The organism is Enterococcus sp. S22(2020), from assembly GCF_020295385.1.
Lineage (GTDB): Bacteria > Bacillota > Bacilli > Lactobacillales > Enterococcaceae > Enterococcus_L > Enterococcus_L dunnyi.
The window spans coordinates 169571-186859 of sequence record NZ_JACFUD010000004.1 but is presented as its reverse complement, the minus strand read 5'-3'; the positions used below and the strand labels follow the sequence as shown (position 1 = coordinate 186859).

Genomic DNA, 17289 nt, shown 5'->3' with positions numbered 1-17289 from the left:
TTTCACTAATAATAAGTATAGATCTTATAAGTTAGCGAAGTACTCTAAAGTACGAACTAATTGTGCAGTATAAGACATTTCGTTGTCATACCAAGCAACAGTTTTCACTAATTGTTTGTCGCCAACTGTCATTACTTTAGTTTGTGTAGCATCGAATAATGAACCGAAAGTCATACCTACGATATCAGAAGATACAAGTTGATCTTCAGTATATCCGTAAGATTCGTTAGCTGCTTTAGCCATTACTTCGTTTACTTCTTCAACAGTTACGTTTTTGTCAAGAACTGTTACTAATTCAGTTAATGAACCAGTAGCTACAGGAACACGTTGAGCAGCTCCGTCTAATTTACCGTTTAATTCAGGGATAACTAGACCGATTGCTTTAGCAGCACCAGTTGTGTTAGGAACGATGTTTTCTGCTGCAGCACGTGCACGACGGAAGTCTCCACCTGGGTGAGGTCCATCAAGAGTCATTTGGTCACCTGTATAAGCGTGGATTGTAGTCATAAGACCTTCAACAACACCAAAGTTGTCTTGTAAAGCTTTCGCCATAGGAGCTAAACAGTTAGTTGTACATGAAGCACCTGAGATAACTGTTTCTTTACCTGTTAAGATATCGTGGTTAGTGTTGTAAACGATTGTTGGTACGTCATTTCCACCAGGAGCAGAGATAACAACACGTTTAGCACCAGCTTTTAAGTGTAATTCAGCTTTTTCTTTTGAAGTGAAGAATCCTGTACATTCAAGAACGATGTCTACGCCTAATTCGCCCCATGGTAATTCTTCTGGGTTACGGTTAGCAAGAACTTTAACTTCTTTACCGTTTACGTTGAAAGAACCTTCGTGAACTTCAACAGTTCCGTTGAAACGTCCTTGAGTTGTGTCATATTTTAACAAGTGAGCCAACATTTTAGCATCTGTTAAGTCGTTGATTGCTACTACTTCGATTCCTGCTACATCTTGGATACGACGGAATGCTAAGCGTCCGATACGTCCAAATCCATTAATACCTACTTTAACTGTCATTAAAGATTTCCTCCTTATGAAAATCAAAAATTTTTTTATTTTAAAGGGTTGCCCCTTTTAAAATCTCATTTGCAGCAGCTTCATCTGTGATGAGCCACGTTTGTTTTGGTGCATTTTTCATATAAGCGCGGATTGCTTTGGCTTTTGTCTTTCCGCCTGCGATCGCCACGACATGTTGAATTCTTTGAAGATCTTTCAATTGAAGTCCGATACGGGGAATTTTATAAACGACTTCCCCTTCTTCATCGAAGAAGTAACCAAATGATTCTGCTACTGCATTATTTTGCTTTAACATGACCATTTCATCATCTGACATTTTGCGTCTGGCCGCCATATGCAGTGCACGACCAATACTATGCACGACACAGTTGCTCTGTTCGATCAATGTCAATACTTCTTGGATCGATGGTTCTTGTAATAAAGATTTGTATGTTTCAGGACTTAATTGTTCCGGGACATATAATGCCCGATGATGACCACCAGTTTTGTTAGCCATAACTGCACTAACCGAATTCGCTTGAACACTCATTGCTTCACCAATTCCGCCTCTAGCTGGAACAAACAAATTGTGACGTTTTTCTGTTTCCAAAGAGCCCATATGTTCAGCCGTTAGAGCCATCGTTGTTCCGCCCATCACTGCAATCGTGTTATTGCCGTCAGGTAAAAGTAAATCAAGTGCATCAGTTAAGATATCACCGAATTCATACAAGACTTTTTCTTGATTGTCACTATTGCCAGCAACAACTATACACCGCTTGATGCCAAAATACTGACTGATCTCTTTTTCGATTTGATGCATGCCAAGAAGCTGATTCATCACTGTCTCTAACCCTTGATAAACGTCTAATCCTTTTTCAGTCAATGTCATTCCACTTTTTGAAGTCTCGATCAGCTGCAGGTTCTTTAAAAAATCTGTCTCAGTTCTCAAGACTCGTTCTGTGATCCCCATACTATCCGATAGACTTCGACGTCCAATAGGCTGCATCCAGTATATATTACGAAGAATATGAAACCTTTCCTGCATTACATCGAGCAAATCTGGAGCAACAGCTTCAATCATTTTCAATTCATCCAGCATGATGCGCTCCTTCGTTGGTCTTAAAACGTCCAAGTAAGACTTAAAACGACCTATGAACTTTAAAAAAATAGGATTGATGTTCTTCTTTCTCATTGTTAAATTCTATCTAACAGTCTTAAAAGCGTCCCTCAATCTTACATACATAGTTTAACAGTTTTCATTTGGCTTTTCAAGAAAAAGCGATTATTTTTTTGAAATGTTCACAAACTTCTTTTTTCTATAGAAAGTAATTCCTACGAAAAAGAATGAACGGAAAAAAGAACCCACTTTCTTTTAAAAAGAAATTTAGGTTCTTCGTTTCGTTTTCTATAGGTCCTCTTCATAAAATCGTCCAAGGATTTTGACATTATCTGAAATACTTACAAAAGCAGAGGGATCCGAGTCTTTCATTGCTGCTTCCAGCGCCGGCAATTCAAATCGTGTCACAACTGTTAACAGCAAGGTTTGTTTATCATGACGATACGCCCCTTCTGCTTCATGGATGATCGTGATACCTCTTCTCATTTTTTGCTGGATCCCTTCGATCACTGCATCAGGATTTTTAGTGATGATCATGACTTGCATTTTCTTTTGCTTCGTATAAACAGCATCCGTCACTTTACCACTGACAAAAATCGATAAGGCACTGTAAAACATATACTGCCAGCCAAACAAATAGCCAGCGACAAAAATGATCAATCCATTGAAATACATGGAAATCGAGCCAACTGAGCGCCCAGTTTTTTTACGGATCGTAATACTAAAAATGTCTAATCCACCGGAAGACAAGCCATTTTTTAGTGCAAAACCAATGCCAGAACCCATCACAGCTCCACCAAAGATCGCACAGATGATCGGATCATTAGAAAGGATCGTCTGCGGGACGATTTGCATAAATATGGAGGTCAAAGTAACCGTCAATACTGTAAAAATCGTAAATTTCTTTCCTATTTTGAGCCATGCTACAAAAAATAATGGGATATTCAATGCATACAGCGTGATTGAAACAGGAACATTAAATCCTATGACACGCGTCGATAGTGTAGTCAAAATTTGAGCTAAACCGGTGATCCCACTAGAATAAATATTGCCCGGCTGATAAAAGAAGTTCATCGCCACAGATGCTAAAATCGCATAAACGATCGATACGGACAGTTTTGTTGTATAATCATGGACCGGCAAGCTGTCAAAGAATTTTTTCATGAAAAGGGCCTCTCTTTTTCTGATTGTTAGCTCTCATTATACGTGCTTTGCAATCAGAAAAAAAGCATAATTATTCAAATGAAAGAAAAGAAATTTCTGTTTCCATTTTAATTTGCATTTAAGATAGACAACATTTCTGAGTAGCCTAAGCTTTTCGCGTAGTCCTCTGCCGTACGCCCAGTATTGTCTCTCAACGTTTTATCTGCTCCTGCCTCCACTAAAACTTGAACGATTTGCTGATAAATTTCGGAACCGTCTCTTAACGCAACAGCTTCAATTAGGGCAGTATAGCCATAATTATTTTGATGATCGATGTTTGAACGACCATCTTTCAATAGTAGCTTAACATTTTCCAGATGTCCTTTTTCTGCCGCTGGAATCAACGCGTTTCCGCCAAAACGATTGACTTTTTGTTGATCAGGGGTTGCTTTTTCCAGCATGTAAGCCAAGATTTCCGTTTTCCCCTGAGCGCCTGCATAGAGATAAGGACTATCAGAAATTTGATCTTGTTGATTGATATCAGCACCGGCATCGATCAGTTGTTTGGCGATCTCAATAAAATTTTGATGTGTCGCAATTAAAAGCGGGCTTTCTCCTTTTTCATTTACTTCGTTGATCCTATAATCCGTTGCAAGAACCTCTTGAACTGTTTTCATATCATTATCGCTCACTGCTTGAAGCAATGTTCCTTGTGGAAATGTTTGTTTACTTGATTCAGCAGCTTCATTACTTGAAGGTTTTGTTATTTCTTTTTTTGACATGATCGTCGACTCCTCTTCTATTTTTTGTTGAGTACTTACTTTTTGCTGGCAACCAGAAAAAATAAGCAGTCCTAAACTGGTTGATATCAATAAAGCTACTCTTGTTCTTTCCATGATTTTTTCCTCCTGCTAAATCATTGTAAATTCAGTATAAAGGATAAATATAAACAAATTATAAACGGAGTCGATCTAGTTTAAAAAGAAAAAGAGCTGAACACGATCTCGGCTAGTTTTCGCCTGAACCATGTTCAACTCATTTATTTTTTATTCGTCGATTGCAGTTACATCAATATTCAATTCAAATAGTTGTAACGGTGATACAACACTTGGCGCACTTGTCATTGGATCGGCAGCTTTTCCGTTTTTAGGGAAAGCGATCACTTCACGAATATTGTTTTCACCAGCTAAAAGCATGACTAAACGATCTAACCCTAAAGCGATCCCGCCGTGTGGAGGGAAACCATAGTCTAGTGCATCCAGCAAGAAACCAAATTGTTCTTGTGCTGATTCTTTCGTGAAACCAAGCGTTTCGAACATTTTTTCTTGTAATTCACGTTTATGGATACGTAGAGAACCGCCACCTAGTTCATAGCCATTCAGCACGATATCGTAAGCTTCTGCATAGACTTTCGCAGGATCTGTTGCAAGCAGCTCTACATCAGATTCTTTTGGCTGGGTAAACGGATGGTGAGCAGATACATAGCGACCAGCCTCTTCATCATATTCAAATAATGGCCAGTCAACGACCCACAAAAAGTTAAATTTAGACTCGTCGATCAAGCCCAACTCTTTGCCTAAACGAGAACGAATCGCTCCAAGAGCAGCAGCGACTACTTCTGGCTTATCTGCACCAAACATTAATATGTCGCCAACCTCAGCATTAGTCGCTTTGATCAAGTCATCAGAAACGTCTGTCAAGAATTTAGCAATCGGTCCTTTTAGTCCATCTTCTTCTACTTTTAGCCAAGCCAAGCCTTTTGCTCCAAATTGACTCACATACGTGCCTAAGTTATCCATATCTTTTCTTGAGTATTTATCTGCGGCACCTTTGGCATTTAGCGCTTTGACTTGTCCGCCGTTTTCTAAAGCCATTTGGAACACTTTAAAATCAACATCTTTCACAACATCTGCAATGTCGATCAACTCCATGTCAAAACGGGTATCTGGTTTATCGCTACCGTAACGTGCCATTGCTTCATCATAGCTGATACGTGGGAATGGTAAAGTAACTTCGATTCCTTTTGTTTCACGCATTACTTTTGCCAGCATTTCTTCCGTCATCGTCTGGATCTCTTCTGGAGTCAGAAACGTCGTTTCAATATCCACTTGTGTAAATTCAGGCTGACGATCACCACGTAAATCTTCGTCACGGAAGCAACGGACGATTTGATAATAGCGGTCAAAACCAGCATTCATCAATAATTGTTTAAAAATTTGCGGTGATTGTGGTAAAGCGTAAAAATGTCCAGCGTGAACACGTGAAGGAACTAAGTAATCACGAGCGCCTTCTGGTGTAGATTTCCCTAAGTAAGGTGTTTCGATATCCATAAAATCAGTATCATCTAAATAATGGCGAATCGTTTTAGTCACTTGATGACGTAATTTTAGGTTTGCTGTCATTTGTGGACGGCGCAAGTCTAAATAACGGTATTTCAAGCGTAATTCATCCCCAACGTTATTTTCATCTTCGATCAAAAATGGTGGTGTTTTAGCTGTATTTAAAATCGTGATATCTGTTGCCATGATTTCAAATTCGCCTGTTTTCATTTTTGGGTTGATCGCTTCTTTATCTCGATAAGTTAATTCTCCAGTAATTTCAATCACATATTCGCTACGGCATTTGTCAGCCTTTTCCCACGCTTCTTTTGAATGTGCTGGATTGAAAACAACTTGTGCAATGCCTTCGCGGTCACGTAGGTCGATAAAGATAACTCCACCTAAATCGCGGCGTTTTTGCACCCAGCCTTTTAATGTGATGATCTGTCCTACTAAATCTGCGGAAACTTCTCCGCAATATACTGTTCTTTTTGTCATTCGTTTTTGCTCCTCTTCATTTTTTACACGTTATTCATCAAACATTTTTGTCATCATTTCATCATAGACTTCATCAAATTTTTCATAAATATCTGATAAAGGAAATGCTTTTTCTTTCCGGCTTTCCATTGATTTAACATTGACAACACCTTCAGCTAATTCTGTTTCACCCAATGTCAATGCTAATTTGGCATTTAGCTTAGCCGCTGTTTTAAATTGTGCTTTTGCTTTACGATCCATAAAATCACGATCTGCTGAAAAACCAAAATTGCGGATCGCTTGAACTAATTTTAGTGTTTCGACATTCGTTTGTTCTCCGATGCCGACAACATAAGCGTCGATTTCGTTGATCACAGGAACAACTACCTGCTCTGCTTCCATTGTGATCAATACACGTTCGATTCCTAAAGCAAAACCAAAACCTGGTGTTGCAGGTCCGCCTAAATCCTCTACTAATCCGTCATAACGTCCACCCGCACAAATTGTCGATTGGGCGCCCATTCCTGGTGCTTCACTCATGATTTCAAAAATCGTGTTGGTGTAATAATCAAGTCCCCGAACCATATTACTATCAACTTCAAAAGGAATATTCAATTCCGTTAACATCGTTTTAACTGTTTCAAAATGTTGTTTAGACGATTCACTCAGATAATCTAAAATCGACGGCGCCTCTGCAACGATCACTTTATCTTTCTTATCTTTACTATCAAGGACACGCAGCGGATTTTCATGTAGGCGGCGTTTTGAATCTTCACTTAGTTCAGCAGACTTAGGTTCTAAATAATCGATCAACGCCTGACGGTACGCTGCTCTGGTTTCCTTATCGCCTAATGAATTGATCACTAATTTGATTTGTTGAATCCCTAATTGCTTGAAAAAGTCTAATGCCATCGCCATACTTTCTACATCTACAGCTGGGTTCTCACTGCCAAATGCTTCAGCCCCGATTTGGTGAAATTGTCTTAAGCGACCTGCCTGCGGACGCTCATAGCGAAACATCGGTCCCATATAATAGGTCTTATAAGGCTTAGGAAACTCAGGACCAAATAGTTTATTTTCCACGAACGACCGAACGATCGGTGCAGTTCCTTCTGGACGCAATGTAATGTGACGTTCCCCTTTATCGTAAAAATCATACATTTCCTTGGAAACGATATCTGTCGTATCTCCCACACTACGAGAAATCACTTCATAATGTTCAAAGATCGGCGTGCGGATTTCTTCATATTGATAATCACGAAAAATCAAGCGTGCTGTTTCTTCAACGAACTGCCACTTCTCGGAAGTTCCTGGTAATAGATCATTCGTTCCTTTTGGTTTTTGATAACTCATTCTTTCATCTCCAATTTATTATTCATCTTTTACCTCTAATGGTAAATGTGTGCTGCTGTAAAAAAGTTTACGCTAACGATCTCTTTTGAATCTTTACTAGAATACCCAGTGATACTTTATTGTTTTTACATTTTAGAAAATCTTGATCGTTCTATTTAGGTATTACTTAGTGAGCTTAACATGCTTGTCTTATCGTTATTCGTCGTCAGTTTGATTGGAACCAGTTGCACACTTTCAATCCTTAAAGCTTTAACTATTTATTGTTTATCAACTGCTCTGGTAGAGACGATTGTGGGCCTTCAATTCTTAGTACTTTAGTCCTTTGTGCTTGATCAAAGCTAGTATGCTTAAGCGTGATTCCTAGTATGGACACTTCGCTCACTTTGTTCGCCAAGTATTGTTCATCATCTACTCTGGCGGAGCCAGTCGTAGTGATTCACAACAAAAACTCGCCCTTGTATATATACAAGGGCGAGTGAATAGACACACGCGGTACCACCTAAGTTCGAAAGATTGCTCTTTCCTCTAACGATTAACGCTCGCGACGGAACGGCTTTTCTTCCGTTCTTCTCTAGAATGTCTTTCAATTTCGCTGATGAAGCTGCTTTCAGCCTAGGCAACTTTCTCTTATACAGTCAGAATGAAATTTACTCGTTCTTTCATCGAATTTTGATATTACATATAAACTACTAAAATTCTCTACTAAAGTCAAGGGGATTCAGTAAAAAATAGCCCGCTCATTTCACAAAGTCTATTTGTCGTTTGTATCAATAATAATAGTCACAGGTCCGTCATTGGTCAGTTTTACTTTCATATCTGCACCAAACTCTCCTGTTTCAGTCGAAATGCCGATTTCTTTCAGCTGTTTATTGAACATCTCATATAAAGGAATCGCTGTTTCAGGTCGAGCCGCTTCAATGAAACTTGGACGGTTGCCTTTTTTTGTATCTGCATACAATGTAAATTGTGAAATACTTAAAATACTGCCACCAATCTCCTGCAAACTAAGATTCATCTTACCTTGATCGTCTTCAAATACACGTAATTTGCTGATTTTCCGAACAAGATAGTCTACATCTTCTTTCGTATCCTTTGCATGAATCCCTAGTAAAATCATAAACCCTTGATCGATTTTACCAACAACCTTGCCTTCTATTTGCACCTGCGCCTCTGTTACTCGCTGAATGACTGCTTTCATCTGCTCGCCTCCTAGCCATTGGTTCGACGGACGTTGTACACATCCGGTATATTTTTGATTTTATCAACGATCGTTTTTAAATGAGACAAGTTTTGGATTTTAACTGTCACATGGATCATCGCCATTTTATTTTTGGTTGGTTTTGCCTCAACGCTAACAAGATTTTTAGTCATCGAACTGATTACCTGTAACACATCATTCAGTAACCCGCTGCGGTTGTACCCGTATATTTCTAAATCGGCATCATATTCTTTATTTAGATTTTCAGTATCTTCCCATTCTACTTCAATCAAACGTTGTGCCAATTCTTCTTGATGCTGTACGTTTGGACAGTCTGCACGATGGATAGAAACCCCACGACCTTTGGTAATATAGCCAACGATTTCATCTCCTGGAACGGGATTACAACAGCGGCTGATCCTGATCAACAGATTTTCTACCCCTTGGATCACGATGCCGCCTTCATGACGGACTTTCATTTTATCCGATTCTTTTTTGACAGGCTGGGTCATCAATTCTTCTGCTTCTTGCTTTTGGCGCTCCATTTCCTGCTCTTTACGTTCTTTTTCTGTTAGTCGGTTGAAAACGACTTGAGCACTGATTTCACCATAGCCGACAGCAGCATATAAATCATCTTCTGTTTGAAAGTTAAAACGCTCCAAGGCTTCAGCCAGCTTCGTCTTACTCAAAAATTCTTTTGGAGCAAAGCCATGTTCTGCCAAATATTTACTAATCGCATCATGTCCTTTGATAATATTGACTTCTCTGTCTTGGACTTTGAAAAATCGTTTGATTTTATTTCGCGCCTTACTTGTCGCTACCATTTTGAGCCAGTCACGGCTTGGTCCAAATGAATTTGGCGAGGTCAAAACTTCAATGATGTCACCGTTTTTCAAGGTATAGTCCAGCTGAACCATTTTGCCATTGACCTTAGCACCTGTCGTTTTATTTCCGATTTCGGTATGCACGCTATACGCAAAATCAAGCGGTCCTGAGCCTTTTGGCAGCTCTGTCACTTCTCCGGTCGGTGTAAATACATAGACCTTGTCACTGAAAATATCTCCTTTGACACTTTCCATAAACTCAGATGCATCATAGCTTTCATCTTGAAGCTCCAAGATTTCACGGAACCAGCTCAATTGTTTTGAATCAGAATCTTCATCAACTTTTTCAGTTTTTCCTTCTTTATAAGCCCAGTGAGCAGCAACCCCGAATTCAGCGATTTGATGCATTTCGTGTGTTCTGATCTGCACCTCGACTGGATTACCTTTAGGTCCGATCACTGTTGTATGGATCGATTGATACATATTCGCTTTCGGCATAGCAATATAATCTTTAAAACGTCCCGGCATCGGTGTCCATTTGGTATGGATCGCTCCTAAAACAGCATAACAATCCTTGATCGAATCCACGATCACACGAATCGCCAATAGATCATAAATCTCATTAAATTGTTTCTTTTGATCTTTCATTTTGCGATAGATCGAATAAATGTGTTTTGGACGTCCATAAATTTCTGCGTAAATATCTAGATCCTCAGTGGCAAGACGGATATCTTCAACTGCCTCTTCAACATAAGCTTCCCGTTCTTCCCGCTTGCTTTGCATCAAATTGACGATTCGATAATATTGATTTGGGTTGATATAACGTAACGCAGTGTCTTCTAATTCCCATTTGATCCTGCTGATCCCTAAGCGGTGAGCAAGTGGTGCATAGATTTCAATCGTTTCCTGAGCGATCCGGCGCTGCTTATCTTCTCTTAAATGTTTAAGTGTCCGCATGTTATGCAGGCGGTCAGCTAATTTCACCATGATCACGCGTAGATCCTGAGCCATCGCCAAAAGCATCTTTCGATGGTTTTCAGCTAATTGTTCTTCGTGAGATTTGTATTTTATTTTCCCAAGTTTCGTCACGCCGTCGACTAACATCGCTACATCTGCACCGAATTCATCTTGTAAATCTTCTAGTGTTACGTCTGTATCTTCCACAACATCATGTAAAAAACCAGTAGCAACTGTATGTGGATCCATTCTAAGTTCAGCTAAAATACCTGCAACCTGAATTGGATGGATAAAGTAAGGTTCACCAGATTGCCTTACTTGACCTTCGTGCGCTTTTTCTGCATAGTCATGTGCTTTTTGCACAAACGCGACATGCTTTGGCGCCATATATTTTGATACAAGTTTGATGACTCCTGGTCCTGTCATAATTTCTTCTTTTGGCATGATTCTCACTCCTTGGGCTCTTACAGCCGTCTATTCCAGTACTTTATTTATGTAAATGACTAGCGATTAAAAAAAGAAAAGTACCACTTGAAACAGTAGCACTTCCAACACTTATTATTATACTAAAATTCTCTAAATTTTCAATTCCTCATATTCTAATCCCACTTAGAGATCAGCGGTAAAATCTCTCGACCATTACTAAGACCTATTCGAGAAGCTCCTGCTTGGAACAATAACTCCATTTCCAGCAATGTTGGTGCCTTTACATTGACTTGAAACACTCTTTGACTTTTGACTCCTGATCTGAAAATACTCATATCGTATAAAGCCTCTTTCATAGATAAATCCAGCCCAATAGACATAAATTTTACATCCTCCATTTTAGCAAGATCTATCGTCAATTGTTGTTTCTGGTACTCATTCAACTGACTGCTATCGATAAAAAAGCCTAAACCATCATGTCCAAATGCTAAAGGTGCCAATGTTTGGTAGCTTTGATGTCCGCCAAAAGTCAGTTGATCAGGTGTCATCGCCACAAAAACTTCGGAAGCACCTTCTCGATAAAGCTTTCCAGTTTCAAATGCCTTTTTAGCTAATGTTCCTCCGCCTAAAGGAAAATCAGTAAAACTTCCGATCCGAATCCTTGTTCCTGTCAATAACTGCTTTGCGCGAGCAACATTGCATGGTAACACAAATATCGAATGAATCGAAAAATCTTTTAGAAAAAGAAGTTCATCTGTTAGTTGCTGATCCGTAAGTGCAGGGTCAAGCAACATGATTGATAGTTTTTCCAGTTCTAACTCCATAAATACCCCCTCAGACCTTACACTAATTCGAATTGATAACTGATTGCACTCAAAGCATATAAAGGCGCTGTTTCTGCGCGTAAAATCCGCGGACCCAATCCGCATAAGATTCCGCCATTTTTTTCAAACGCTTCGATTTCTTCCGGAGCAAAACCGCCTTCCGGCCCGAAAACAAGCAAAATCGAATCCCCGATTTTCGTTTCAGCCAATGCTTGAGCGAAACGACTTTTTTCCCCTGTCTTTGCGGATTCTTCATAGGCGATCAAAATCTTATCATAGGCAGAAAAAGAGTCGATCAATTCTAGCTTATTTTCTAATAATACAATATCCGGCGCAAACTGGCGATGAGATTGCTCGGCAGCTTCTGTTGCGATCTTTTTAAATCGTTCAGCTTTTTTGACTAATTTTTTATGATCCCATTTGACAACAGAGGTTTTTGCGGGAAACGCTACGAATTTATGAACACCCAATTCTGTCGTCTTTTGGACAACCAAATCTAATTTATCTCCTTTAGGAAAACCACAAGCAATCGTCACATTGACAGGTAATTCTTTTTCACCTTGCTCTTTACTGACTTCTTTTAAACGAACAGCCTCATCCGTCACCCCTGTAATTTCTGCAATAAGTGCAATTCGATCACTGAACACAAGATAAACTTGCTGTGTCGGCTCCATACGCATCACTCGGATCATATGATGATAATTTTCCCCAGTGATTTCATAGTGTTCTCTTGCTTCATAAGGCTCTGTCATGAAATAACGCTGCATTTTATTCTTCCTCTGTTTTCTTTAAAATAATCGCATACCAGTCACCTTGTTGGAATATCTGATCCACTAGAAAACCGACAGCTGTCATTCGTTCGATCACCATCGCTTTTTTATCTTGAATGATTCCTGAAACAATCAATGTTCCGTCATTTTTCAATAAACGAAAAGCATCTTCCACCATTAAAACAATAATATCCGCTAAAATATTTGCAACGATCACGTCTGCTTCGATCGTTACATTATTGAGTAAATCATTCGCTGAGACGTAAACATCATCAGCAACTGGATTAAGCGCCATATTTTCTTTAGCTGCAGTCACTGCAACATCATCTAAGTCAAATGCATGGACTTCTTTTGCACCTAAATACTTACTAGCAATACTTAATACTCCAGAGCCTGTACCTACATCAAGCACTGTCTCTCCACCACGCAAAACTGTTTCCAATGCTTGCAAAGTCAAACGAGTGGTTGGATGGGTCCCAGTTCCAAATGCCATTCCTGGATCTAACGTGATGATCTTTTCTGCAGTATCAGTTGTCTCGTATTTTTCCCAACTTGGGACGATCGTTAGAAAACGAGTCACACGTACAGGATGATAATATTTTTTCCACGCTGTAGCCCAGTCGCTTTCTGCTACCTCGCTGATCAGCATTTCATTCTTGCCGATACTCAAGCCAAATTCCGGTAAGCGTGCGATACTTTCTTTGATAAAGGGCAAAATTTCTGGTAAAAAAGTTGTTTCAGGAAAGTAAGCCATTACTAAAGCACCCTCTTTGATATGCGTAAACTGTTCTTTATCTAAAAGTTCACCATACAAATCGCTTTGAAAGTTTTCAACATCCAATGCATCTTCGATCGCTACGCCGCTTGCACCAGCTTCCATCATGATATTTGAGATTGCCTCTACTGCTTCACTAGCTGTTTCTACTTTTACTTCCGTCCATTTCATAAACACACCTCTTTAATAGCTTGGATAAGCGATATATGTATCGCCATCAGCTGTTTGATAGTTTTGTACTGCTTCATTAAATGCTGTATCAGACCATTTCAATTCAAAAATCTCTTGTTCTTCATCTGTCAAAAAATCTAATAAGTCACTTTGACCTTCGTTTAAGACTTCATTTAAGTAATCAACAAGACCATCTAAAATAGATTGCTTGATTCCTTTTTTTCCTTCATATGGAATCACAGCTAGATAATCTTCTTCATCCACTACGCTCTTTTCAGGATTGAATAATAAAATACCATCTTCAAATTCAATGATCTCCTCTTCTGACAAGGTTCCTGAAGCATCATCGATTTGTTCATGTGCACTATTTTCAGCAAATAAACGGAAAACGACTTCGATTGAATGATTTTTAGTATTCCAGTCAAGAGCTACATCGTATTCTGTGATTTTCTTTGTTAATTGTTGATCCAAATAAGTCAATATTGTTGGTTTTTTCATTCTATTTCTTCCTTCCAGCCAAACGTTTTTTGATCGATATCACTTCTTTTTTGTTTAGAGATATAAGGATTTCCAGAAACTACATATCTCAAAGGTAATTCTGTCCAAATTCCTTTATTGGGAATGCCGATTCTAGGAAGGGCCATAATTTTTTTCGGCTGTTTTCTTTTTTCAGGAACGATCCGAAGTGTACTGTCAAAGATCGATTGTCCATATGAATCTTTGGTAATACCTAAGGCACTGACTAATTTTCCTGGACCGTTTGATAACTCCGCACCTTTTCTACCATTACGATTCGCTTCCATTAGTTCAAGCCCTTCGACAGGTTCGATCGCCCGAATCATGACTCCTTGCGGTATGCCTTTATCTTTTGTGACCATATTCAAGATCAAATGGGTGTGCATCGTATATAAATAGATTGTTCCTGGTTTCTCATACATCGCCCTTAATCTAGGTGTTTTTCGTAGCCCAAAGCTGTGGGCCGCTTCGTCATCAGGCCCCAAATAAGCCTCTGTATCCACAATATAGCCGGCTAGTGTACCTGCTTCTGTTTTATGCTCTAAATACATGCCCAATAAAAACTGAGCGATCTCTTCTGTTGTTTTTGTATTAAAAAAATGGATCGTTTCATTCATTATTTTTCACCACTTTCTATCATACACGAAATAGCTGTCATTATCCATTGAACAACGAACAATTCGTGTGATAAATCAATAATTTCTCTCTATAAATCATCTGAATTCCAGCCGGTAACAAACATACGTTCTTTATGGTATAATAGTAAGCATAGAACGAAAAAGGAGGTTCAACGATGCAGCAGCCTTTAGCTTATCGTATGCGTCCGCGCAACTTAGATGAAGTTGTAGGACAAGAACATCTTGTCGGTCCTGGAAAAATCATTCGTAGAATGGTTGAAGCAAAAATGCTATCATCAATGATTTTGTATGGTCCTCCTGGAACCGGAAAAACAAGTATCGCTAGTGCTATCGCCGGCTCTACAAACTATGCATTCCGCATGTTGAATGCCGCAACAGATACAAAAAAAGACTTGCAGATCGTCGCAGAAGAAGCAAAAATGAGTGGCACTGTGATTTTACTTTTAGATGAAGTACATCGCTTAGATAAAACAAAACAAGATTTCTTATTGCCCCATTTAGAAAACGGCCGTATCATCATGATCGGCGCAACAACTGAAAATCCTTATATTACGATCAATCCGGCGATCAGAAGCAGGACACAAATTTTTGAAGTCAAGCCTTTAGACGAAACAGATATTCAAAAGGCAATCAACGATGCTTTAGCTGATAAAGAGCGCGGTTTAGGAGATTATCCTGTATTGTTGGAAGACAAAGCCCTTCAGCATCTATCTCGTGCTACTAACGGCGACCTGCGCAGTGCTTTAAATGGCTTAGAGCTTGCTGTAAAATCGACACCTGAAACAAAGGACAAAAAAATCGATATCACTCTTTCGATCATAGAAGAATGTGTTCAAAGAAAAGCTTTGACTCATGATAAAGATGGTGACGCACATTATGATGTTATTTCCGCTTTTCAAAAATCGATTCGCGGCAGTGATGTCGATGCTGCTCTCCATTATTTGGCCCGCTTAGTTGAGGCTGGTGACTTACCGATCATCTGCAGGCGTTTAATGGTCATCGCTTATGAAGACATCGGTCTTGGTAACCCGGCCGCGGCGGCACGAACAGTCACTGCAGTTCAAGCAGCTGAAAAGCTAGGCTTTCCGGAAGCACGGATCCCTTTGGCAAGTGTCGTTATCGATCTTTGTTTATCTCCTAAATCAAATTCAGGGATCAATGCGATCGATGCCGCACTGGCAGATATACGAGATGGAAAAGCAGGAGAGGTTCCTGACCATCTGCGGGATAGTCACTATTCTGGTGCAAAAGATTTACAACGCGGCCTTGGCTACAAATACCCACACAATTTTGAACATGCTTGGGTCGATCAGCAATATTTGCCTGACAAAATAAAAAATGCTCATTATTATGAACCAATAGATACAGGAAAGTACGAACAGGCTTTACACCAGCAGTACCAACGGATCTTGGACTGGAAAAAAGCCGGTAAAAAAACAAAATAAAACAGGCTGAAATTCAAGCTCTCTCGTTGCTGTTTAAATCATGTTGTGCTATTATAAAGATGGTAAATCTGTGATGTGCGCGTTGTCTTTTTTGTGTGTTGACCGAACATTTTATTGATATCTTGGGATCCTTCTGGTACCTAAGCTGGTAACATGCCTTATCATTTGGTAGTTCGAAGCTGTCAGTCGTGGAACCCACCTGCTTTGTTTGCGGGTTCAATACTATAGGACGAATAACGGCATCGACGGATTTTCCTTTTTTATTAGCTAGTTGAACAATTTGCTCTAGTGCAAATTGTTTTTTCTTTGATGGAGGTTATATAGTGATTCGCCTACTTATCTTTGCATCTGTTGTTTTACTCGTAGTCATCAGTGTTTTCTTATTAAAGAAATCCTCTGTATTTTTGCCCTTGATGCCAAACGATGATCCTGACGAAAATAGACAGTTTCTACACCAATTTGGCGTATTCTATTTGATACTGGCCGCCATTGGTCTTTTAGTAGGAATCGTCAATTTGACATTTTTTTCTTTATTTTACATATTCGGATTACTTGTTATTTCGACTGTATTCAGTGTGATGCTTGCCAAGAAGATTCTTTGATGATTCTTCTTTTTTTGTTTTCTTTTTTAACGATTTTGCTTTACAATTAAACTATAGAGACCGATAAATACATTTTTTAGTTTCACTACTACTGTCTACTATGAGAAGTATACAGCGTGCTTGTTGCTTGCTCATAAAAATATTCGCTGTTTTTTACAGCACCGCTTATCTGCAGTAATTAAATGCAGGAGCGAAAGGAGTGGTCAAAATGTTACAAAATTATCGTAAAATCATGGTCGCCGTAGATGGATCGACAGAAGCAGAACTTGCTTTTCAAAAGGCTATGAACGTCGCAATGAGAAATGATGCAGAATTACTACTTGCTCATGTGATCGATACACGTGCTTTTCAATCTGTTTCATCTTTTGATGGTGTTTTAGCTGAGCAGGCAACTGAAATGGCAAAACAAACACTCGAAGGATATAAAAAACAAGCGAAAGAGCATGGCTGCGAAAAAGTTTCTAGTATTATCGAATATGGCTCACCAAAACCTTGGATCGCAAAACAAATTCCTGAAGACCAAGGCGTAGATTTAATCATGCTGGGTGCTACTGGACTTAATGCTGTGGAACGATTATTTATAGGTTCTGTTTCAGAATACGTTATACGTCATGCAGCATGCGATGTCTTAGTCGTAAGAACAGATTTAGAAAATAAAGTTCCTGTGGATCAGGATGACAAATAGTTTCTTCATACAAAGAAAACCACCATTCGGCAAGCGAGTGGTGGT

General features: G+C 39.3%; 15 protein-coding genes, 1 other RNA gene, 1 pseudogene and 1 other annotated feature. Of the genes and pseudogenes, 4 read left to right on the top strand and 13 right to left on the bottom strand.

Annotated elements, in window-relative coordinates:
- Positions 1-24: 24 nt before the first annotated feature.
- The 13 genes and pseudogenes from gap to H3T55_RS09400 all read right to left on the bottom strand — a co-directional run bounded on the left by gap (position 25) and on the right by H3T55_RS09400 (position 14491).
- Positions 25-1026 (bottom strand): type I glyceraldehyde-3-phosphate dehydrogenase, encoded by a 1002-nt coding sequence (gene gap, locus H3T55_RS09460; RefSeq protein ID WP_225534280.1) that lies wholly within the window; start codon positions 1024-1026, stop codon positions 25-27.
- Between the two features lie 40 nt (positions 1027-1066).
- Positions 1067-2104, bottom strand: a complete 1038-nt coding sequence (locus H3T55_RS09455; RefSeq protein ID WP_087641227.1) for a sugar-binding transcriptional regulator — start codon at positions 2102-2104, stop codon at positions 1067-1069.
- Between the two features lie 306 nt (positions 2105-2410).
- Entirely contained in the window at positions 2411-3286 is an 876-nt protein-coding gene (locus H3T55_RS09450; protein ID WP_087641226.1) for a YitT family protein, read from the bottom strand.
- Positions 3287-3393: 107 nt separating this feature from the next.
- Entirely contained in the window at positions 3394-4161 is a 768-nt protein-coding gene (locus tag H3T55_RS09445) for an ankyrin repeat domain-containing protein (RefSeq protein ID WP_225534279.1), read from the bottom strand.
- Positions 4162-4311: 150 nt separating this feature from the next.
- The gene (gene aspS / locus H3T55_RS09440) at positions 4312-6081 is read right to left on the bottom strand and encodes an aspartate--tRNA ligase (protein ID WP_087641224.1); all 1770 of its coding nucleotides are present in this window, start codon (positions 6079-6081) and stop codon (positions 4312-4314) included.
- A 30-nt stretch (positions 6082-6111) separates the two neighbouring features.
- A complete protein-coding gene (gene hisS, locus H3T55_RS09435; protein ID WP_225534278.1) occupies positions 6112-7413 on the bottom strand; it encodes a histidine--tRNA ligase in 1302 nt (433 codons plus the stop codon).
- A gap of 464 nt (positions 7414-7877) precedes the next feature.
- Positions 7878-8085: a binding site (T-box leader), on the bottom strand.
- 79 nt (positions 8086-8164) lie between these two features.
- Positions 8165-8611, bottom strand: a complete 447-nt coding sequence (gene dtd / locus H3T55_RS09430; RefSeq protein WP_225534277.1) for a D-aminoacyl-tRNA deacylase — start codon at positions 8609-8611, stop codon at positions 8165-8167.
- Positions 8612-8622: 11 nt separating this feature from the next.
- Complete coding sequence (locus H3T55_RS09425; RefSeq protein WP_225534276.1) at positions 8623-10836, bottom strand: RelA/SpoT family protein; 2214 nt, start codon at positions 10834-10836, stop codon at positions 8623-8625.
- Positions 10837-10991: 155 nt separating this feature from the next.
- Positions 10992-11642, bottom strand: coding sequence for a deoxyribose-phosphate aldolase (locus tag H3T55_RS09420; RefSeq protein WP_087641219.1), 651 nt, complete (start codon positions 11640-11642; stop codon positions 10992-10994).
- Positions 11643-11659: 17 nt separating this feature from the next.
- Positions 11660-12409 carry a 16S rRNA (uracil(1498)-N(3))-methyltransferase gene (locus H3T55_RS09415; protein ID WP_225534275.1) on the bottom strand — a complete coding sequence of 250 codons (750 nt, stop codon included), beginning with the start codon at positions 12407-12409 and terminating at the stop codon, positions 11660-11662.
- A gap of 1 nt (position 12410) precedes the next feature.
- The gene (prmA, locus tag H3T55_RS09410; RefSeq protein WP_087641217.1) at positions 12411-13358 is read right to left on the bottom strand and encodes a 50S ribosomal protein L11 methyltransferase; all 948 of its coding nucleotides are present in this window, start codon (positions 13356-13358) and stop codon (positions 12411-12413) included.
- Between the two features lie 12 nt (positions 13359-13370).
- Positions 13371-13856 (bottom strand): DUF3013 family protein, encoded by a 486-nt coding sequence (locus H3T55_RS09405; protein ID WP_225534274.1) that lies wholly within the window; start codon positions 13854-13856, stop codon positions 13371-13373.
- Positions 13780-14491 (bottom strand): annotated as a pseudogene (locus H3T55_RS09400) (DNA-3-methyladenine glycosylase). Before H3T55_RS09400 ends, H3T55_RS09405 begins: the two are co-directional and overlap by 77 nt.
- Positions 14492-14667: 176 nt before the next feature.
- Here H3T55_RS09400 and H3T55_RS09395 point away from each other — a divergent pair.
- The 4 genes from H3T55_RS09395 (at position 14668) to H3T55_RS09380 (ending at position 17244) form a co-directional block, all read left to right on the top strand.
- Positions 14668-15957 (top strand): replication-associated recombination protein A, encoded by a 1290-nt coding sequence (locus tag H3T55_RS09395; RefSeq protein WP_225534273.1) that lies wholly within the window; start codon positions 14668-14670, stop codon positions 15955-15957.
- Positions 15958-16019: 62 nt separating this feature from the next.
- A non-coding RNA gene (gene ssrS / locus H3T55_RS09390) (6S RNA) lies at positions 16020-16213 on the top strand.
- 67 nt (positions 16214-16280) lie between these two features.
- The gene (locus tag H3T55_RS09385; protein ID WP_225534272.1) at positions 16281-16559 is read left to right on the top strand and encodes a hypothetical protein; all 279 of its coding nucleotides are present in this window, start codon (positions 16281-16283) and stop codon (positions 16557-16559) included.
- 208 nt (positions 16560-16767) lie between these two features.
- A complete protein-coding gene (locus tag H3T55_RS09380; RefSeq protein WP_087641213.1) occupies positions 16768-17244 on the top strand; it encodes a universal stress protein in 477 nt (158 codons plus the stop codon).
- The last annotated feature ends 45 nt before the right edge of the window (positions 17245-17289 follow it).

Coding starts and splice junctions, on each gene's coding strand:
- gap (WP_225534280.1), bottom strand. CDS start 1,026: ATGACAGTTAAAGTAGGTATTAATGGATTTGGACGTATCGGACGCTTA.
- H3T55_RS09455 (WP_087641227.1), bottom strand. CDS start 2,104: ATGCTGGATGAATTGAAAATGATTGAAGCTGTTGCTCCAGATTTGCTC.
- H3T55_RS09450 (WP_087641226.1), bottom strand. CDS start 3,286: ATGAAAAAATTCTTTGACAGCTTGCCGGTCCATGATTATACAACAAAA.
- H3T55_RS09445 (WP_225534279.1), bottom strand. CDS start 4,161: ATGGAAAGAACAAGAGTAGCTTTATTGATATCAACCAGTTTAGGACTG.
- aspS (WP_087641224.1), bottom strand. CDS start 6,081: ATGACAAAAAGAACAGTATATTGCGGAGAAGTTTCCGCAGATTTAGTA.
- hisS (WP_225534278.1), bottom strand. CDS start 7,413: ATGAGTTATCAAAAACCAAAAGGAACGAATGATCTATTACCAGGAACT.
- dtd (WP_225534277.1), bottom strand. CDS start 8,611: ATGAAAGCAGTCATTCAGCGAGTAACAGAGGCGCAGGTGCAAATAGAA.
- H3T55_RS09425 (WP_225534276.1), bottom strand. CDS start 10,836: ATGCCAAAAGAAGAAATTATGACAGGACCAGGAGTCATCAAACTTGTA.
- H3T55_RS09420 (WP_087641219.1), bottom strand. CDS start 11,642: ATGGAGTTAGAACTGGAAAAACTATCAATCATGTTGCTTGACCCTGCA.
- H3T55_RS09415 (WP_225534275.1), bottom strand. CDS start 12,409: ATGCAGCGTTATTTCATGACAGAGCCTTATGAAGCAAGAGAACACTAT.
- prmA (WP_087641217.1), bottom strand. CDS start 13,358: ATGAAATGGACGGAAGTAAAAGTAGAAACAGCTAGTGAAGCAGTAGAG.
- H3T55_RS09405 (WP_225534274.1), bottom strand. CDS start 13,856: ATGAAAAAACCAACAATATTGACTTATTTGGATCAACAATTAACAAAG.
- H3T55_RS09395 (WP_225534273.1), top strand. CDS start 14,668: ATGCAGCAGCCTTTAGCTTATCGTATGCGTCCGCGCAACTTAGATGAA.
- H3T55_RS09380 (WP_087641213.1), top strand. CDS start 16,768: ATGTTACAAAATTATCGTAAAATCATGGTCGCCGTAGATGGATCGACA.